The following is a 16,294-nucleotide window of genomic DNA, read 5'->3' on the forward strand; positions in this document are numbered from 1 at the left end:
GCTGTGCCCCTTGGTAATTAGGGTATAAGCGCTTTCTGGCGCATATCGTTCAAGATTAGTAGACTTGCTTCTATGCTGATGTGGTCATCGTCCCAATATAGCAGCCTGCCATTTTTTTTGCCGTGACAAACAGTGCTGTCGCAAAATATGTCTATAGGATCGTAGATTTTCATTTGTGGATTATCATTGCTAATCTTTTTTATCAAATCACGATATATGGATTGGCGGGAAATGACTTTTTCTTTCTCTTGAATGCAAAGCGAAAGTGGTTTGTCTGAGATGAATACAGGTCGCCTGACAATGCATCCTTTGGGATTTTCTCCCAACTCTGGGGGGTCAATGATGAATACTACGTTTTTATTGAGCCGCAATAAATCTTTGGCGAGTTGTGAATAGCCGTGGTGAAACATGTCCTCTTGGCTCGAGTTTTGTCCGTTCAAGGCAATTATTGAGTAATTGCTGGTGCCCTCGATGCCATAACCGGATCCGGAAAAATATACAGGTCCGCGAGTGTTGAGAAGAACGGTTTTGATGGATGGATGACTGCCAAGCACAGCGAACAATTGATCCACAAGAGCATTGCATCCTTTGTCCAATTTTCCGTCTAATACGGAATAATTTTTGAAAGGTAAGCAACCGTGGAGACCAATTAGCATGGATTTGATTGGTATTTTTCCTAGATGGGCTGCGCTGTTGATGGACATGGCATGACTGTCGCCTACGAATAATACTTCGGGTGCGGAATTATTTGTGAGGCACACGGCGCCGGGACCAATGGCAAAGTCCAGCAAATTTTCACATGAGCCATCGGAGAGGCGTGTATTGAGTGGTTCGCGAATCTGATCCAATAAATGATGGTCGATCTGGGAAAGCATGGGGAATCCAAGCCCATCCTGTCTAAAAGTGAAAAAACCCAGCGCACCTGCACTCACCATCAGCGAGCACAAAACTCCGGTTGTCCATTGGCTCGATGCGCGGAATCGAATGGGTTTTTCGATCAGGCGGTAAGTCAGCCAAGCGAATATTATTGCTAATAAGACGGCAGCTGCCCGAATATATGCATCTGGAGGTCCTTCTTCCATGATGCGTGCAAAGGAAAGAAAGGGCCAGTGCCATAAATACAATGGAAAACTGATGAGGCCGAACCATACGACCAGTCTATTTGATAGAATTAGCCGATTGAACCAAGATTGCTCTCCTGCGGCAATTATAAAAATGGTGCCCAATACAGGAACTATAGCCCATTTTCCTGGAAATCCAAGATTGGGTTCGATTTTGAGAAGGCCAAATACAAGCAACGCTACGCCAAATACGGAAAGTGTATTTGATAATGTTTTGCCATCGCCTTTGGGGTTGTTTGTGTATAGGGCGCGGTGAAGCCAGTTATCTAGTGTATTTTTGAGGTTGCCCAGTTTTGAATGGGTGTGCAAATTCATCCAAGCTAATAGGCTTCCTGCCACCAATTCCCAGATTCGTGTTTGAGGGGAGTAAAATGTGGCCGTCGCATTGTTTTTTATGCCCTTGAGGTTAAGCGCCAAAGATATTGCGCCCACTGCAACTATTGTTGTCAGTAAGTTGTATTTTCTTTTCCGGGCTAGTAGCAGCAATGCTGGCCAAAGTATATAAAATTGCTCTTCAATACCTAGGCTCCATAAGTGAAGCAATGGTTTTGTCTCTGCGGCAGCATCAAAGTATCCTGCTTCGCTCCAGAGCACTAAGTTTGAAACGAAAAACACCCCTGCGGTGATGTGTTTGCCAAGTTGAGCGAATTCGTCGGGTAATAGCACCCACCAACCGAATGCAAATGTTGTTGTCAACATTAAAATCAGGGCTGGAAAGATCCGCTTGACGCGACGAACATAAAATTCTTGAAGACTGAATGTGTTGCTTTCCAGATTGCTGAAAATAATGGTTGAAATTAAAAAACCAGATATTACGAAAAAAATATCTACGCCAATAAATCCACCGCGCAACCAGTTCGGCGCCGCATGAAAAATGACGACTGATAGGACGGCAATCGCGCGCAATCCATCAATGTCTGCACGATATTTAGGATGGGATAAAGTATTGGCTGGCATCGTTTGGTTAGTGGATCCCATAGTGTTCGTCAGAGTGAGTCACTGTTAACGCCTAATTGTCATTTGAAAACCCCCGCATCTCCCCCCAGGCCTCGAACGGATCGCGCTCGCTGCGCCACTGGTTGATGGCTGCGCCCTCGTCGGGCCAGCCCAGTGCCAGACCGGCAAACAGCAGGCGTTCGGGCGGCAGGCCCAGAAATGCGCGCACGGGTTGGGAGCGGAACGCCCAATACTCCTGCGCACAGGTGCCCAGCCCTTGCTCGGTGGCCAGCAGCATCACGGTCTGCAGGTAGATGCCCAGATCGGCCCATTGCGGTGGGCCCATGCGCCGGTCCATGCTGATGAAAACCCCCACGGGGGCGCCAAAGAACTCAGCGTTCTTCTGCATCTGCTGCAGGCGCGCCACCCGCTCTTCCCGTGGAATGCCGATGGCGGCGTAGAGCTGCTCTGCATTGCGCCAGCGTCGCGTGCGGTAGGGCTCCCACAGGTCGGGCGGATAGACGGCGTACTCGGGCTCCTCCTGCATGGGTGCGGTGGTCACGAGGTGCAGCAACTGCGCCAGCGGCTCGCCCGCCAGGGCGTGCACATGCCAGGGTTGCAGGTTGCCACCCGAAGGCGCGCGCGCGGCCTGTTCCAGAATGCTGCGCACCATGGCAGCCGGTGGTTGCTCGGGCTTGAAGGCGCGCACCGAGTGGCGCTGTCGTACGGCGTCGGAAACGTTCATGGTGTCGCAGCAGCGTGGGAGGAGGGGTTCAGCAGATCGTAGGCGGCGCGGGCGCGCTGCAGGTCGCGCCCCCAGCGCCGGTCTTGCGGGAGGTGGCGCAGCCAGGCCAGGCGTTGGGCCGTGGTGACCAGCAGGGCGCCCAGTGCAGCAGGCTGCTCGGCCAGCCAGTGCGCCCAGACTGCCCGCGCTTCGGGCAATGCCCCGGCCTCGCGCAGATACAGTGCCGTGGAATGCACATAGCACAGCGCGTCGCGCGCCTGGCACAGCGCCAGCGGCAGGCTGGCCAGGGGGTCGTCCTCGAAGTCGATAAAGCCCAGCACACCGTCGGGGCAACGCACCAGGTTGCGGGCAAAGGCCTGGCTCAGGCAAGCGCCGCGAGCATGCACGGCCTGCAGCGCGGCCAGCCCTTCTTGCCACCGGGCCAGTACGGCCTGCGGGCCTGCGGCGCTGGCGGCCTGCATTTCGCCATCAAATGACGGGGTGGCCTCGCCGGGGCGGCCCAGGTGGCGCAGCAGCAGGCCTTCGGGCTGCTGGGCCAGCACCTCGGGCACACGCAAGCCAAGGGCGGCCAGGCTGTGCAGGCGCCGCGCCTCGGTCGCGATGGCGGTGCTGCCACCCAGGTTAGGCACCGGGCGCAGCACCTGCAGCCGGGTCAGCCAGGCCAGCAGCCCCAGCACGCGGTAGCGCGCCATGCTGTGGCGTGGGCCGGCCTTCTTGAGCCAGACCTGCTCTGATCCCAGGCGGTAACTGGCCACGTTGGGGGTTTGCAGTGCGTACTGGTCGCGCAGGAAGGCGGCGTAGTCGGGCGGGGAGGTGGCGGCGGTCAGGGTCATCGGTGCATGGGTGGGCGGCTACACTTGCCGCCGTGCGCACGCCGCACCCCGCGGCTTTGCATCCGGCAGCGCCCCGGGCATCATAAAGTGCACCGATGAACGCTGAATCCCCTGCCCACAGCCCGGCCCTGGGCCCCGACGAGCTGGACGAGCTCGACACCCTGCTTGACGACCTGCGCACACGCGCCGAAGAAATCCCCCAATGGGAGTTCTGCGACGGCTTTCTGGCCGCGCTGGCCTGCATGCGCCGCCCCGTGCCACCGGCCGAGTTCCTGCCCATGCTGCTGGGCGACGGCCTGCCGCTGGAGGTGGCCGAGGGCGAGCCTCTGCCCGTGCTGGAGGTGTTTGCCGACGCTGCGCAGCAATCGCGTTTTCTGGAGCTGTGGACACACCGCTGGGACGAGGTGCAGCGCCAGCTCGATGCGCAGGTGCAAAGCCTGGACGAAGACGAAGCCTACGCCCCCGAAGCCATGGACATGCGCGGTGCCATCGCCAGCCTGCCCGAGGCCGAGCGCGCCGAAATGCAGGGCCAGGAGATCCCCTCGTTTGGCCAGATCTGGGCGCTGGGCTTCATGTTCGCCGTGGAAAACTGGCCCGAGGAATGGGCTGCGCCGCGCGACAAGGAAGCCGCACAGTGGCTGGACGATGCCATGGAGCACATCGTTGCGCTGACCGAGGACGACACCGGCAAGCCCGAGGTCTGCATGTACAGCGACGACGGCCCGCCCAGCACAAGCATGGCGCGCGTGGAGGCTTTCGGCGAGGCCATCTGGGCCGTGTACGACCTGCGCCAGCTCTGGCGCAGCCTGGGCCCGCGCCAGGAACCCGTGGTCAAGCCCGCCGAGCCCGGTCGCAATGACCCCTGCTGGTGCGGCAGCGGCAAGAAGTTCAAGAAGTGCCATGGGGCCTGAGGAGCGCCAGAGCTGGAGGAGCCTCAAGCCATTTGCTTCGTGCGGGAATCAGCCCAGAACGACGCGGTTGCGCCCGGCCGCTTTGGCTTGGTAGAGGGCCGCATCGGCGCGCTCGATGGTGGCCGCAGCACTGGGATCGTCTGCCTGCCAGACGCTGATGCCAACGCTGACCGTGATATGCCCAGGCCCCGGAAATCCGGCATGGGCGATGGCCCAGCGGGCTTTCTCGGCCACTGCCATGGCGCTTGCGCCTTCGGGGGTGTGCGGCAGCAGGATGACGAATTCTTCGCCGCCGTAGCGTGCCACGAAGTCCACGGACCGGATGGTTCCGGTCAGCAAACGCGCCAGCTCCTGCAAAACGGTGTCACCCGTGGGGTGGCCATAGGTGTCGTTGACTTTCTTGAAGTGGTCAGCGTCAAGCAACAGCACGGCGAAGCCTTGGGAGGTTCGACGGGCAGCGTCAAAGCATTCCCTCAGCTTGTCATCAAAGCGGCGGCGGTTGTACACGCCGGTCAGTGGGTCGTGCGTGGCCAGGTGTTCGAGCGCGCGGTTGGCTTCTTCCAGCGCCTCGGTGCGTTGTTGTACCAGGGCTTCGAGCGACTGGTTGACGGCTTCCAGCTCACGCTCGTGCGCCAGCAGTGTCCGGGTCATCGAGCGGAGGGATTGGCCCAGTTGGTCTACTTCGATCAGTTGCCCTTTCTCCGGGAAATCCGCCTGACTGTCTCCGCTTTCGATGCGGTGCGCGGCCTCGGCCAGTTGTTCGATGGGGCGGCTGAACGACAGTGCCAGACGCAGGGCCACCGCACCGAACGCCAGGGCGGCCAGAAAACCCAGCGCCAGCAACCGGTTGCGCATGGCGTGAGCGGGTTCCAGGGCCTGATGCAGGGGCTGACGCACCACGATACTCCAGCCCAGATTCCTGGAAGTGCGTGAATCCACGGCAACCATGCTCGTCAGGTAGTCCAGGCCGTCGTCCCAGCGCACTTCGGTGGTGCGTTGGTTGCGGTCGGTGTGCAGCTCGGCCGGAAGCTGAACCTGGTGGGCCAACTTCTGGGGGTAAAGCACGATCCCTTGTGCGTTGGTGATCAGGATTTCGGCGCCACTGTCCCGCGCACTTTGGTCGAACGCCGTCTGCACTGTCTGGGTAACCCAGCGCCAATGGATGTGGGCGCCCACCACGCCGACCAATTCACCGCTGTAGTCACGTATCGGGGCGGCAAAATCGATGAAGCGCAGCGGTTCCCCGTCGAGTGGTTTGGGCAGCATCTTTTCCAGAAGCAGGGCTTCGTGCACATCCCCTGCATAAACCCCTGAGCGGGCAGCGATGAACCAAGGCCGTTGGGCCACGGACTGCCCTTGCAGCAGACCATCAACGGCCTGGATGACCTTGCCCTGGGGATCGACCACGCCCAGCCATGCGAATTCCTCACTCAACGCGCGCCGTCGCAAGAGAGACGGCAACAGGTCGGGGTGTGTCAGGTCGCCGCGCGTGAAATGTGGCGCCTGGCTGAGCAGGATAATGTCCTGTTCACGTTCGCGCAGGCCTGCTCCGAGCAGGTCGGCGGCCGTCAAGGCCATGGCGTGGACGGCCGCCCCGGCAGAGGCCGCCATTTGCTGCGTGGCCAGCCGACCCACATACAGTCCGACGCACAGCAGGGTGAGCAGCGACAGACCGCTGAACCAGAGGGTGAGTTGGCCCCGCAGGCTGCGGAGGGAGAACGTGCGCGTCTGGGCCATGGGCAGATTGGAATGCAGGGCTGCTTCAGTGTAGATGGAGCGCGGCGTCAAGGTGCATGCTGCGCGGAGTCGGGTATTGCGTCAAGACCTCAGCAGGTGGGCCAGTTGGGCCAGTGCGTTCCACACGGTGGCGCCGCGTACGGCGGCGCGGTCCCCCGCAAACTGGCAGCGCTCGCTGTGCGTGTGCCCGTCCACATGCCAGGCCAGCCAGACGGTGCCCACGGGTTTGTCGGCGCTGCCACCCGTGGGGCCGGCCACACCGGTGACGGCCACGCTGACCTGGGCGTGTGAGCGGTCGATGGCGCCCTCGGCCATGGCGCGGGCCACGGGTTCGCTCACGGCGCCATGCTGCGCGATCAGCGCGGCGGGCACGCCCAGCAGTTCGGTCTTGGCGGCGTTGGAGTAGGTCACAAAGCCGCGCTCGAACCATTGGCTCGACCCCGCCAGGTCGGTGCAGGCGGCGGCGATCATGCCGCCCGTGCAGCTCTCGGCCGTGGCCAGCATCTGGCCGCGCGCCAGCAGGCGGGTAGAAATATCAATCAAAATGGCCTCCGGCGCTTTACCATCAAGCGCCAGTAGCTCCTGATTTGATAGCAAATGTGGTGCGGCAGGCTGGCTCACCAGAACCTCCACAGCGCAATCACCAGCAGCGTGCAGAAGGCGGCCACGAAGTCGTCGAACAGAATGCCCCAGCCGCCGCGCCATCCAAAGCCCTTGAACAGGCTGTCGGCCCAGGCCACGGGGCCGGGCTTGGCGGCGTCAAAAAAGCGGAACAGCGCAAAGGCCGCGAACTGCCCCCAGAACCCCATGGGCATGGCCAGCCACAGCACCAGCCAGAAAGCCACCACCTCGTCCCAGACGATGGCGCCGGGGTCGGCCACGCCCATGTGGCGTGCGGTCACGGTGCAGGCCCACCAGCCGCCCAGGGTACTGAAGGCGATGAGCAGGCCCATTTGTAGGGGGGTGGCAAACCAGGCCTGCAACACCAAAAAGGCCAGCCAGGCCCACAGCGTGCCCACCGTGCCCGGCGCCTTGGGCGAGAGGCCTGCGCCAAAGCCCAGGGCGATGCAGTGGGCCGGGTGGGCGAGCAGGAAGCGCGGGCCAGGGCGCAGCGAGGGAATGGCGCTCATTGGACTACCTTCGTGCTTCGCACTGCGGTGCGAGCTTGCTTGGGAGCGGCCCGGCGCGCGCTCATGGACGCTCCTGCAACTGGATGTCCTTGGGATAGCGCACCCAGTGCTCGGCGGCAAAGCTGGCGCTGGCGCCTGCGCCCAGGTTTTGGCGCCAGGCGATGGTGCCGGGGGTGCCGTTCCAGGCCAGTTCGGCGGGCTGGGGGGTGTAGCGCGATTCGACCTCGATCTTCTCGTTGCGCGAAACAGGCGCCGCGTGCAGCACCTGCAGGTCGATGGCGGACTTGTGGCGGTTCTCGACCTGGTAGCTGCGCCGCGTTTGGCGCTCGGTGCGCGCGCCGGTCAGGCCGGTACTGCCGGTCATTTGCTGTGGGGCTTCAGCGCGCACCTGCACCAGCTCGTCGCGCCCGAACGAGAGGCTGGTGCGTGGCCCGTCGCCCGGTGCGGTGGATGGGAGTGCCGCAAAGTCCAGGCGACCGGTGCCCACGTAGGCGCCGTCGCGGTACAGGCCCACGCTGCCCGCGGGCCACACGCCGGGGGGCGGGGCCATGTCGGCCACCAGGTAGGCGGCTTCTTCCACGCCAGGCGCGGCGCGCACCAGCAGGCGCGCCGGGGCCTGGTGGGTGCCCAGCGCCAGGGTGATGCGCTGGCCGTTGGATGGCACGGAAATGCGCTGGGGCACCGCAAATTCGGTGGCAAAGCCCTTGTCCACGGTGCTCACGTCGAAGCTGGGCATCTCCTCGGCCTGGCGGCGTTCCATGGCCTTGGGTGCGGGTGCGGCGGGAGCAGGAGCCATGGCCGCCATGGGCATGGCGGCGGCTGGTGGGGGTGGCGGTGCCACGTCCAGAGTCCACGGCCGGGGCAGGCGGCCCTGGGTGGCGCGCTGGGGCTGGCCGGTGGAGAGCAGGAGTTGCACGTTGCCCCAGTCTTCGCCACTGTTCTGGGCCACCAAGGCCAGGCGCTCGATCTGCACGCTGGCCTTGGTTGTGTCCAGCGTGGCGCGGTAGCTGGGTTGCCAGCCGGGGCCGCGCACCTGGTAGTTCAGGCGCAGTTCGCCGTCGCGTTCGGCGGCCAGGTTCACGGTGACCGACACCACGCGCGTGCGCTGGCTGGCCACGCGCTCGCGCTCGGCCAGCAGGGGTTTGAGGGACAGTTCCAGCGCTTCCTGCCTGCGCTGCAGCTGGTGGCTGCGTGCCTTGGTGTCCTGGCCGGTCTTGCGCAGCACGTCGGCGGTGCTGCCAATTTGCGCTGGGGGTGGGGAGGCGGTGCGGGCGGCAGGCGTGCCATCGTCGGCCGCAGGGCCTGCCGCCACGGATTTGAGGTACTGGTCCACCAACTGCAGGCCACCCGCCTCGGCCTTGAGGGCAGCGATCTGGTCTTCCAGCTCGCGGATGCGGCCGTCCAGCGGGCTGGCGCAGGCCGTGGCCACATCGCGATCCTCGGTCAGCACATGGAATTCGCCCACGCGCACGCCACTGTCGGCCTGGATCTGCAGGCTTTGCGCGTCCAGCGATGCGGGCAGGCAGGCGATGGTGAGGCTGCGGGCACCTGCGGCCACCTTGGCCACGCGCTCCACGGCCGCCACGCCGGGATACACCGTCACGCGGGCAATACGCGACATGGCGTCCTGGGCCAGTGCGCCTGTGCTGCACAGCAGCAATGCGGCGCAGGCCCAGGGGGTGGGCGTCAGAAGAAAGCGGGTGTGTGAAGGGGCAGGGGACTGGGGCACGGCGGGGGTCTCCTATGCGGAATCAGCAGTGCGTGGCGCACTGCCGACCATGCTAGCACCCGCCAGCGCCCGCCAGCGCCCGCCAGCCACAGAACGCCTGGGTTTACTGCGCCGCAGCGCGTGCGGCGGCGGCCTTGGCCTTGGCTTCGTCGGCCTTGTGCTGCAGCTCCTGGGCTTCCTTTTCGGCGGTCTGGGCTTCGGCTTCCTTCTTGGCCTTGGCATCCTTGTCGCTGGCACTGCCTGCCAAGGCATTGCCCGCCATGGTGCCCGCGACAGCGCCTACGGCGGCGGCGCCCATGGTGCCCATCATGCTGGGTCCGCGTGCGGCCGGTGCGGCCGGTGCTGCCGCCGCAGCGGGCGCAGGGGCCGCTGCTGCCGCTGGCGCTGCTGGTGCTGCAGGGGCCTGGGGTGCTGCTGGGGGCGTAGGCTTCGCCGGGGCCTTGCCAATGCTGGAGGGTGGGATGCTGCGCGCGCCACCACCCAGGCGCTTGGCATGGGCCGTGGTGGGCAACACGAACGCGGCCATGCTCAGGGCGATGACGGCGGCAGCGGTACGAGAGATGGAAGTGGTCATGGCAAACAATCCTTGCAAAGGGGGCGATCAGTCGTTGCCGCCCAGGCCAAACAGGCTCAGCAGGCTGGTGAACAGGTTGAACAGCGAAACGAACAAGCCCACCGTGGCGAGCACGTAGTTGGTTTCACCGCCGTTGACGATGCGGCTGGTCTCAAACAGGATCAGACCGGCCGACAACAGCGCCACCATGGCCGACACCGCCAGACCCAGCGCGGGCATCTGGAAGAACATGGCCGCCAGCCCGGCGAGGATGGCAATCACCATGCCCGCGAACAGGAAGCCGCCCATGAAGCTGAAGTCACGGCGCGTGGCCAGCACCCAGCCCGACAGCGCCAGGAAGGTGGCACCGGTGGCGCCCAGCGCCATGGCAATGGTCTGTGCGCCGCCAGGCAGGGCCAGTTGCGCCGCCAGCACCGGGCCCAGCGTGTAGCCCATGAAGCCGGTCAGGGCGAACACACCGCCCACGGCCCAACCGCTGTTCTGCTTTTTGTGGATGAAGAACAGCAGGCCGAAGTAGCCGGCCAGCGTGAGCAGCAGGCCCGGATGCGGCAGGCGCAGGGCTGCCGACAGGCTGGCCACGGCGGCGCTGAACAGCAGCGTGAGCGACAGCAGCGCATAGGTGTTGCGCAGCACACGGTGCGTGCCCAGGGTGGCGGCGATGCCGGTGTGTGCAGCACCGGAGCGGTAAAGCGAGGGTGAGTTCATGGTGTGGTCTCCAGTGAAAAAAACAGGTGCTCCAAAGGTAGGGGGATTGATGCTTAGAAAAAAGCAGAAGAAATGAGAAGTTGATTCCTGTAATATCTGAATATGAGTATGCCATTCAACTACCGGCACCTGTATTACTTCTGGATGGTGGCCAAGGAAGGCAGCATGTCCCACGCGGCGGCGCGGCTGGACATGGCCGTGCAGACCGTGAGCGCCCAGGTGCGTGAACTGGAGCGCGACCTGGGCTGCCAGTTGCTGCGGCCCGCAGGCCGGGGCCTGGCGCTGACCGAAGCCGGCGTGGCAGCGCTGCGCCAGGCGGAGCAGATCTTTCAGCTGGGCGAGGCCTTGCCCGAGCTGGTGCGCGCCCAGGCGCAGCAACCCGCCGTGCGCCTGGTGGTGGGCATTGCCGATGGTCTGCCCAAGTTGGAAGTGCAGCGCCTGTTGCGCCCGGTGCTGGCGGTTCCGGGCCTGCGCCTGGTGTGCCACGAAGGCGAAATGGCCGAGTTGCTCGCCGACCTGGCGCTGCACCGGCTGGATGTGGTGCTGGCCGACCACCCCGCGCCCTTGCGTCCGCACCTGCGGGTGCACAACCACCCGCTGGGCCGCTCGGCCATGGGCTGGTACGCGGCGCCGCAGTGGTGGGAGCAGGCCGCGCAGGGCTTTCCGGCGTCGCTGCAGGAGGTGCCGGTGCTTTTGCCCACGCAGCACGTCATCGTGCGCGGCCAGATCGACCAATGGCTGGCCCAGCAGGGCCTGCGCCCGCGCGTGGTGGGCGAGTTCGAGGACAACGCCTTGCTGGAGGCCTTTGGTGGCACGGGGCTGGGTGTGTTTCCTGGCGCGGTGGCCGCGCAGGCCGAACTGGAGCGGCGCATTCAGGTGCGCCTGCTGGGTGCGTGCGAGGGGGTGGAGGAGCAGTACTACGCCATCAGCACCGAGCGCCGCGTGGCCCATCCGCTGGTGCAGCAGCTGCTGGGAGCGCGTGCCGTGCTATCGTGACGGTGCGCTCAATATGGAAAGGGTATTCATGCAGCCCATTCGCATGCACCTGGGACTTCAAGCTCTTGCGGTCATGGCCATGTGCCTGCGCCGTGCACGCTGGATGGTCGCGCTGTGCATCGCCGTGTGGACAGGTATGGCCGCCAGAGCAGCCGAGCCCGTGCGAGTGCTGACAGAGGAATTTCCTCCCTACAACTACACCGAGAACGGCCGTATCACGGGGCTGAGCACCGAGGTGGTGGAGGCGGTGTTCAAGGAGCTGGGTTGGCAGGGGCAGTTTCAATCCATGCCTTGGGCGCGTGCCTACGAAACGGCACGCACCACCCCCGGTGTGTTGATCTACAGCATCGGACGCACGCCGGAGCGCGACAAGTCTTTCAAGTGGGTGGGTGTGATTGCGCCGACGGTCTATTACCTCTACGGACGCCCGGGATACCACTACCGGGTGGATTCTCTGGAGGCCGCGAAGAACTATCAGATTGGTACCGTGAACGAGGACGTAGGCGAGCAATTCTTGGTCAAGCGTGGGTTTGAAAAAGGGAAGCACCTTCAATCGAGCGTGAAGTACGAGCACAACTACCAAAAACTGAAGGCCGGGCGGGTGGATCTTTGGATCATGAGTGAGCTGACAGCCTCCTATCTTGCGCGCCAGGCGGGCGATGACCCGCAGCAGACCTTGTTGAAGGTCTATCGGATTCCGGAACTCAGCAGCGAGGGCTACTACATGGCATTTGGCGCGCAGACGCCTGATGTCACGGTCGAATCCTTTCGCAAGGCGCTGGATGCGCTGCGCAGCAACGGCACCTACGACCGGTTGCAGCGCAAATGGCAGTGAGCATGGCTGTAGTGTTGGGAGAAGAGGCATAGCCATGTGGCCATGGTGCCGGTGGAGCTTGACCCTTGGCTGAGGGGCGTCGATACTTCCCGCCACCCTCTGCCGATTGCCATGACAACTGCTTCCCGTTCCGTCAATGTGCCGCCTACTATGGCACGCGCATCACCGCCCTGGGGCTGGCCGCGTTGGGTGGCAGTGCTGTGCTGTGTGTGTTCGGGATTTGGTGCGGTGTCAGCCGCCGAACCGGTGCGCGTTTTGACCGAGGAGTTTCCGCCTTACAACTACACCGAGCGCGGGCGGATCACAGGACTGGGCACCGAAGTTGTCGAGGCAGTGCTCAAGGAACTGGGCCTGCAGGGGCAGTTCCAGTCCGTGCCCTGGGCGCGTGCCTACGAAACGGCCATTAGCACCCCTGGAGTGCTGATCTACTCCATTTTGCGGACGCCCGAGCGGGAAAAGAGCTTCAAATGGGTCGGGGTGATTGCTCCAGCGGACTACCACCTGTATGCCCTCACGGGGCGAGAGATCCGGCTGGCTTCGCTCGAAGACGCCAAGCGCTGGCAGATCGGTACGGTGCAGCAAACAGTGGGCGAGGAGTATTTGTTGACGCAGGGCTTCCATAAAGGGAAGAACCTGCAGTCGAGTGTCCGCAACGAGCTCAACTTCGACAAGCTGCAGCAAGGCCGCATCGACCTGTGGATCATGAACCGCTTGACGGCGTACCAGTTGGTGCGCCAGGCGGGCCATGCGCCGGACAAGACCTTGCAGGACGTCCTGCGCATCGACGCCTTGAGCGGCCAGGGCGGCTATTACATGGCGTTTGGCGCGCAGACTCCCGATGCCATGGTGGAGCAGTTCCGCAAGGGCTTGCAAGCGATCGTGCGCAACGGCACCTATGACCGGATTCAGCGCAAATGGCAGTAGTCCCACCGACAGACCGTGAGGCTGCCCCGTCGGAGGACTCGCACACCGGGCTGCGACGCCGGTCACTAGGTGTGCGGCTGGCATGGGCGACCATGGTGTTCTGTGGGCTCTTCATTGTGCTGAGCGTCGCGGTGTTCACAGGGTTGGCCTGGACCGAGGGGCGCGAGCGCATGCAGGCCGAGCTGGTGCAGATCGAGCAGGCCTCGGCGGCCACCTTGTCCAAGGCGATCTGGGAGTTGGACCGCGACGCCTTGCAGGCGCATGTGCAAAGTGCGATCCGCGTGCCATCGGTGGGGCGGGTGGCCGTCAAGGTGGCCCTGGCCAACCAGGCCCCCGAGGTCATTGAGCAGGCGCGCACGGGATGGTCTGGGCCGGGTTGGGCGCCTGCGCGCACTGTGGAACTCGCCTATGAGCCATTCCCCGGAGGGCGCCAGGTGGTGGGCGAGCTGCAACTGGCGGGTGATGAAAGTGTGTTGTGGCAACGGCTTCGGGGCGCCTTGTCGTCCATTGTGCTGGTGCAGTTGCTGCAGTCCGTGCTGCTGGCCGCTTTGATCATGGGGGTCTTCAATCGCATGGTGACCGCGCATGTGCAGCGCGTCGCATTGCATCTGGCGCGTGTGCGGCCAGGCAATCTGCATGGCTTGCTTCGCCTGCAGCGGGTGGAACACGCACAGGATGAATTGAGCGACCTGGTGGAAGGGGTCAACCAGCTGCAGCACAGTTTGTCGGCCTACCTGGAACAGCAGCAGCGATACGAACAGGAGCTCGCTTCCCACCGAGACCATTTGGCGATGCTGGTGCAAGAGCGAACCGCCGAGCTGGAAACGGCCAACCAGCGCCTTCAGAACCTTGCGCGCACCGATGCCTTGACGGGGTTGCCGAATCGCCGGCATTTCGATGAGTTGCAGACCATCGAGATGCGGCGGACACGCAGAGAAAAGATGCCGCTGGCGCTGCTGATCTGCGATGTCGATTTCTTCAAGGCATACAACGATCGTCTGGGGCATGTCGCTGGGGATGAATGCCTGCAGACCGTCGCACATGCCCTGCAAGCGGGCTTGATCCGTGCCGGAGACATGGTGGCGCGCATCGGCGGTGAGGAGTTTGCCGTGCTGCTGCCCGGGGCCGACCAGGAGGGTGCAACCAGGGTCGCCGAGCGCCTGCGGGCGAAGGTCCAGGACTGCGCCATCGCACATCCCCAGTCGGCGGCAGCGTCGGTGGTGACCGTGAGCATTGGACTGGCGGTCAGCCGTCCGGATGCGCCGGTGGAGTTTGACGCGCTGTACCACCTCGCCGATGAGGCCCTCTATCGTGCCAAGGGAGCAGGGCGCAACAGGGTCGCAGGCCCTATCGTTCCATCTGTCGATTCTGCGGGAGCAACGCCATGAGCTTTGTCACCAAGGTACTGTGGGGCCTGTCATGGGCCTGTGCGCTCCCTTCATTGTCGGCACAGACCATCCAGGCGGTGACCGAAGATGCTCCGCCCTACACCTACGTGCAGCATGGCCGGGTGGTGGGGCCGGTGACCGAGGTGGTCGAACAATCACTGCAGCGCGCGGGCTTCAAGGACTACCGGGTGAACCTGTACCCCTGGGCGCGGGCCTACGATCTGGCGCTCAAGCAGCCCCATGCGCTGATCTTTCTGATTGCACGCACCCCCGCGCGTGAAGCTCTGTTCCACTGGACGGGCGAGATCATGAAGATCGAATACCACCTGTACCGCTGGCGTGGACGGGCGGTGGAGGTGCCCCACCTGGATGCTGCGCGCGCCTACCGCATCGGCGTGATGCGCGACGACGTGCGCCAGCAGTACCTGCAGTCCAAGGGCTTTACCAAGCTGGTGGTGTCGGCCCAGCCGCTGGACAACTTCCGCAAGCTGGTCAATGGCCAGGTCGATCTGGTGCCGCTCACGGCTGGGGAGGTTCAGCCGCTGTGTGAGGAGGCTGCGGTGGACTGCTCCCAACTGGAGCGGGTGTTCACGCTCCAAGAGGCCTCGACCGGTCTGTACATGGCCTACAGCCTCTCAACGCCGTCCGAGGTGGTCGAGCGCACGCGCCAGGCCTTTGAGCAGCTCAAAGCCGATGGAACGGTCAAGCGCCTGCTGGACAAGATTCCTTGAGGAAGGCGCGCGCGTCAGCCGAAATGGTCGAACGAGGCGTAGCGTTGCGCATCCAGCGCCTGGCCCTGGGCGTCCACGAGGCGCAGGCCGGGTTCGGCCTCGATGCGCCCTATGCGCGTGACCGCCGTGCCGCAGGCCTGCGCCGCCTGGGCCACGGCAGAGCGCAGCGCCGCCGGGGCGGTGAACAGCAGTTCGTAGTCGTCGCCCCCGGCCAGCGCACATTGCCGCAAAAAATCAAGGTCAAATTGGCACTTTGCGCTTTCTGAATCAGCGCAAGCAGCTATCAAAGTAATAGCAATTGACGCATCCACCGTGGCCCCTGTGCCCGAGGCGCGCAGCACATGGCCCAGGTCGCCCAGCAGCCCGTCGCTCACGTCGATGGCACTGCTGGCAATGCCGCGCAGCGCCAGGCCCAGGGCCACGCGCGGCGTGGGCTGTTCCAGCCGCTGTTGTGCGCCTTGCAGCAGGGCCTGGGGCAGGCGGAGGCGGCCCCGCAGGGCTTCCAGCGCCAGTCGGGCATCGCCCAGGTGGCCACTCACGTACAGGTCGTCGCCTGCCCGCGCACCGCTGCGCAGCAGCGCCTGGCCGGTGGGCACTTCGCCAAACACGGTGACGCACAGGTTCAGTGGCCCGCGCGTGGTGTCGCCGCCCACCAGCGGGCAGTCGTGCGCGTCGGCCAGCTGCAGCAGGCCCTGGGCGAAGGCTTGCAGCCAGGCCTCGTTGGCCTCGGGCAGGGCCAGCGCCAGGGTGAAGCCGCGCGGCCGGGCGCCGCAGGCGGCCAGGTCCGAGAGGTTGACCGCCAGGGCCTTGTGGCCCAGGCGCTGGGGGTCGGTGCCCGCAAAAAAATGCCGTCCCTCGACCAGCATGTCGCTGGAAATGGCCCATTGCATGCCGGGGGTGGGCTGCAGCAGTGCGCAGTCGTCGCCCACACCCAGCGCCACACCGGGCGCGGGGGCTGGCCGTGTGAAGAAGCGGCGGATCAGGTCGAATTCACCCATG

General features: G+C 64.0%; 16 protein-coding genes. 6 read left to right on the plus strand and 10 right to left on the minus strand.

Annotated elements, in window-relative coordinates; translation table 11 throughout:
• Positions 1-17: 17 nt before the first annotated feature.
• From GWK50_RS01410 to GWK50_RS01420, 3 genes are read right to left on the minus strand one after another with little or no spacing between them, the layout of a single operon-like run.
• Positions 18-2,099 (minus strand): acyltransferase family protein, encoded by a 2,082-nt coding sequence (locus GWK50_RS01410; RefSeq protein WP_197904958.1) that lies wholly within the window; start codon positions 2,097-2,099, stop codon positions 18-20.
• Between the two features lie 31 nt (positions 2,100-2,130).
• Entirely contained in the window at positions 2,131-2,802 is a 672-nt protein-coding gene (locus GWK50_RS01415; RefSeq protein WP_162014950.1) for a nitroreductase, read from the minus strand.
• The gene (locus GWK50_RS01420) at positions 2,799-3,635 is read right to left on the minus strand and encodes a hypothetical protein (protein ID WP_162014951.1); all 837 of its coding nucleotides are present in this window, start codon (positions 3,633-3,635) and stop codon (positions 2,799-2,801) included. Before GWK50_RS01420 ends, GWK50_RS01415 begins: the two co-directional genes overlap by 4 nt.
• Before the next feature lie 95 nt (positions 3,636-3,730).
• Between GWK50_RS01420 and GWK50_RS01425 the strand changes: the two genes are divergently transcribed.
• Complete coding sequence (locus GWK50_RS01425) at positions 3,731-4,546, plus strand: UPF0149 family protein (protein ID WP_162014952.1); 816 nt, start codon at positions 3,731-3,733, stop codon at positions 4,544-4,546.
• A gap of 48 nt (positions 4,547-4,594) precedes the next feature.
• Here GWK50_RS01425 and GWK50_RS01430 read toward each other — a convergent pair whose 3' ends face one another.
• The 6 genes from GWK50_RS01430 to GWK50_RS01455 form a co-directional block, all read right to left on the minus strand.
• Positions 4,595-6,283 (minus strand): diguanylate cyclase, encoded by a 1,689-nt coding sequence (locus GWK50_RS01430; RefSeq protein WP_162014953.1) that lies wholly within the window; start codon positions 6,281-6,283, stop codon positions 4,595-4,597.
• Between the two features lie 81 nt (positions 6,284-6,364).
• Positions 6,365-6,787, minus strand: coding sequence for a CinA family protein (locus GWK50_RS01435; RefSeq protein ID WP_242455441.1), 423 nt, complete (start codon positions 6,785-6,787; stop codon positions 6,365-6,367).
• Between the two features lie 113 nt (positions 6,788-6,900).
• Positions 6,901-7,413, minus strand: a complete 513-nt coding sequence (locus tag GWK50_RS01440; protein ID WP_162014955.1) for a phosphatidylglycerophosphatase A — start codon at positions 7,411-7,413, stop codon at positions 6,901-6,903.
• Positions 7,414-7,474: 61 nt separating this feature from the next.
• Positions 7,475-9,142 carry a DUF4139 domain-containing protein gene (locus GWK50_RS01445; RefSeq protein ID WP_347339480.1) on the minus strand — a complete coding sequence of 556 codons (1,668 nt, stop codon included), beginning with the start codon at positions 9,140-9,142 and terminating at the stop codon, positions 7,475-7,477.
• A 103-nt stretch (positions 9,143-9,245) separates the two neighbouring features.
• Positions 9,246-9,716 carry an ABC transporter substrate-binding protein gene (locus tag GWK50_RS01450; RefSeq protein WP_162014956.1) on the minus strand — a complete coding sequence of 157 codons (471 nt, stop codon included), beginning with the start codon at positions 9,714-9,716 and terminating at the stop codon, positions 9,246-9,248.
• Between the two features lie 27 nt (positions 9,717-9,743).
• The gene (locus tag GWK50_RS01455; protein WP_162014957.1) at positions 9,744-10,421 is read right to left on the minus strand and encodes a Bax inhibitor-1/YccA family protein; all 678 of its coding nucleotides are present in this window, start codon (positions 10,419-10,421) and stop codon (positions 9,744-9,746) included.
• A gap of 102 nt (positions 10,422-10,523) precedes the next feature.
• On the opposite strand from GWK50_RS01455, the gene GWK50_RS01460 reads away from it, so the two are divergent.
• The 5 genes from GWK50_RS01460 to GWK50_RS01480 all read left to right on the plus strand — a co-directional run bounded on the left by GWK50_RS01460 (position 10,524) and on the right by GWK50_RS01480 (position 15,295).
• Positions 10,524-11,417, plus strand: coding sequence for a LysR family transcriptional regulator (locus GWK50_RS01460; RefSeq protein ID WP_162014958.1), 894 nt, complete (start codon positions 10,524-10,526; stop codon positions 11,415-11,417).
• Positions 11,418-11,445: 28 nt separating this feature from the next.
• Complete coding sequence (locus tag GWK50_RS01465) at positions 11,446-12,252, plus strand: transporter substrate-binding domain-containing protein (RefSeq protein ID WP_197904959.1); 807 nt, start codon at positions 11,446-11,448, stop codon at positions 12,250-12,252.
• Positions 12,253-12,480: 228 nt separating this feature from the next.
• A complete protein-coding gene (locus tag GWK50_RS01470; protein WP_197904960.1) occupies positions 12,481-13,176 on the plus strand; it encodes a transporter substrate-binding domain-containing protein in 696 nt (231 codons plus the stop codon).
• Positions 13,167-14,564, plus strand: coding sequence for a GGDEF domain-containing protein (locus GWK50_RS01475; RefSeq protein WP_162014959.1), 1,398 nt, complete (start codon positions 13,167-13,169; stop codon positions 14,562-14,564). The genes GWK50_RS01470 and GWK50_RS01475 overlap by 10 nt, the downstream gene beginning before the upstream one ends.
• A complete protein-coding gene (locus GWK50_RS01480; protein ID WP_162014960.1) occupies positions 14,561-15,295 on the plus strand; it encodes a transporter substrate-binding domain-containing protein in 735 nt (244 codons plus the stop codon). Before GWK50_RS01475 ends, GWK50_RS01480 begins: the two co-directional genes overlap by 4 nt.
• 14 nt (positions 15,296-15,309) lie before the next feature.
• Here GWK50_RS01480 and thiL read toward each other — a convergent pair whose 3' ends face one another.
• Positions 15,310-16,293 (minus strand): thiamine-phosphate kinase, encoded by a 984-nt coding sequence (thiL, locus tag GWK50_RS01485; RefSeq protein ID WP_162014961.1) that lies wholly within the window; start codon positions 16,291-16,293, stop codon positions 15,310-15,312.
• Position 16,294 lies beyond the last annotated feature (1 nt).

The sequence above is a fragment of the Acidovorax sp. 210-6 genome (assembly GCF_010020825.1).
GTDB classification, from domain to species: Bacteria; Pseudomonadota; Gammaproteobacteria; order Burkholderiales; family Burkholderiaceae_C; genus Simplicispira; species Simplicispira sedimenti.

What these genes read in the sequence shown, in the direction of transcription:
- GWK50_RS01455 (WP_162014957.1), bottom strand. Translation starts at nt 10,421, where the DNA reads ATGAACTCACCCTCGCTTTACCGCTCCGGTGCTGCACACACCGGCATC.
- GWK50_RS01440 (WP_162014955.1), bottom strand. Translation starts at nt 7,413, where the DNA reads ATGAGCGCCATTCCCTCGCTGCGCCCTGGCCCGCGCTTCCTGCTCGCC.
- GWK50_RS01460 (WP_162014958.1), top strand. Translation starts at nt 10,524, where the DNA reads ATGAGTATGCCATTCAACTACCGGCACCTGTATTACTTCTGGATGGTG.
- GWK50_RS01435 (WP_242455441.1), bottom strand. Translation starts at nt 6,787, where the DNA reads ATGCTGGCCACGGCCGAGAGCTGCACGGGCGGCATGATCGCCGCCGCC.
- GWK50_RS01450 (WP_162014956.1), bottom strand. Translation starts at nt 9,716, where the DNA reads ATGACCACTTCCATCTCTCGTACCGCTGCCGCCGTCATCGCCCTGAGC.
- GWK50_RS01415 (WP_162014950.1), bottom strand. Translation starts at nt 2,802, where the DNA reads ATGAACGTTTCCGACGCCGTACGACAGCGCCACTCGGTGCGCGCCTTC.
- GWK50_RS01410 (WP_197904958.1), bottom strand. Translation starts at nt 2,099, where the DNA reads ATGGGATCCACTAACCAAACGATGCCAGCCAATACTTTATCCCATCCT.
- GWK50_RS01465 (WP_197904959.1), top strand. Translation starts at nt 11,446, where the DNA reads ATGCAGCCCATTCGCATGCACCTGGGACTTCAAGCTCTTGCGGTCATG.
- GWK50_RS01475 (WP_162014959.1), top strand. Translation starts at nt 13,167, where the DNA reads ATGGCAGTAGTCCCACCGACAGACCGTGAGGCTGCCCCGTCGGAGGAC.
- GWK50_RS01430 (WP_162014953.1), bottom strand. Translation starts at nt 6,283, where the DNA reads ATGGCCCAGACGCGCACGTTCTCCCTCCGCAGCCTGCGGGGCCAACTC.
- thiL (WP_162014961.1), bottom strand. Translation starts at nt 16,293, where the DNA reads ATGGGTGAATTCGACCTGATCCGCCGCTTCTTCACACGGCCAGCCCCC.
- GWK50_RS01420 (WP_162014951.1), bottom strand. Translation starts at nt 3,635, where the DNA reads ATGACCCTGACCGCCGCCACCTCCCCGCCCGACTACGCCGCCTTCCTG.
- GWK50_RS01480 (WP_162014960.1), top strand. Translation starts at nt 14,561, where the DNA reads ATGAGCTTTGTCACCAAGGTACTGTGGGGCCTGTCATGGGCCTGTGCG.
- GWK50_RS01425 (WP_162014952.1), top strand. Translation starts at nt 3,731, where the DNA reads ATGAACGCTGAATCCCCTGCCCACAGCCCGGCCCTGGGCCCCGACGAG.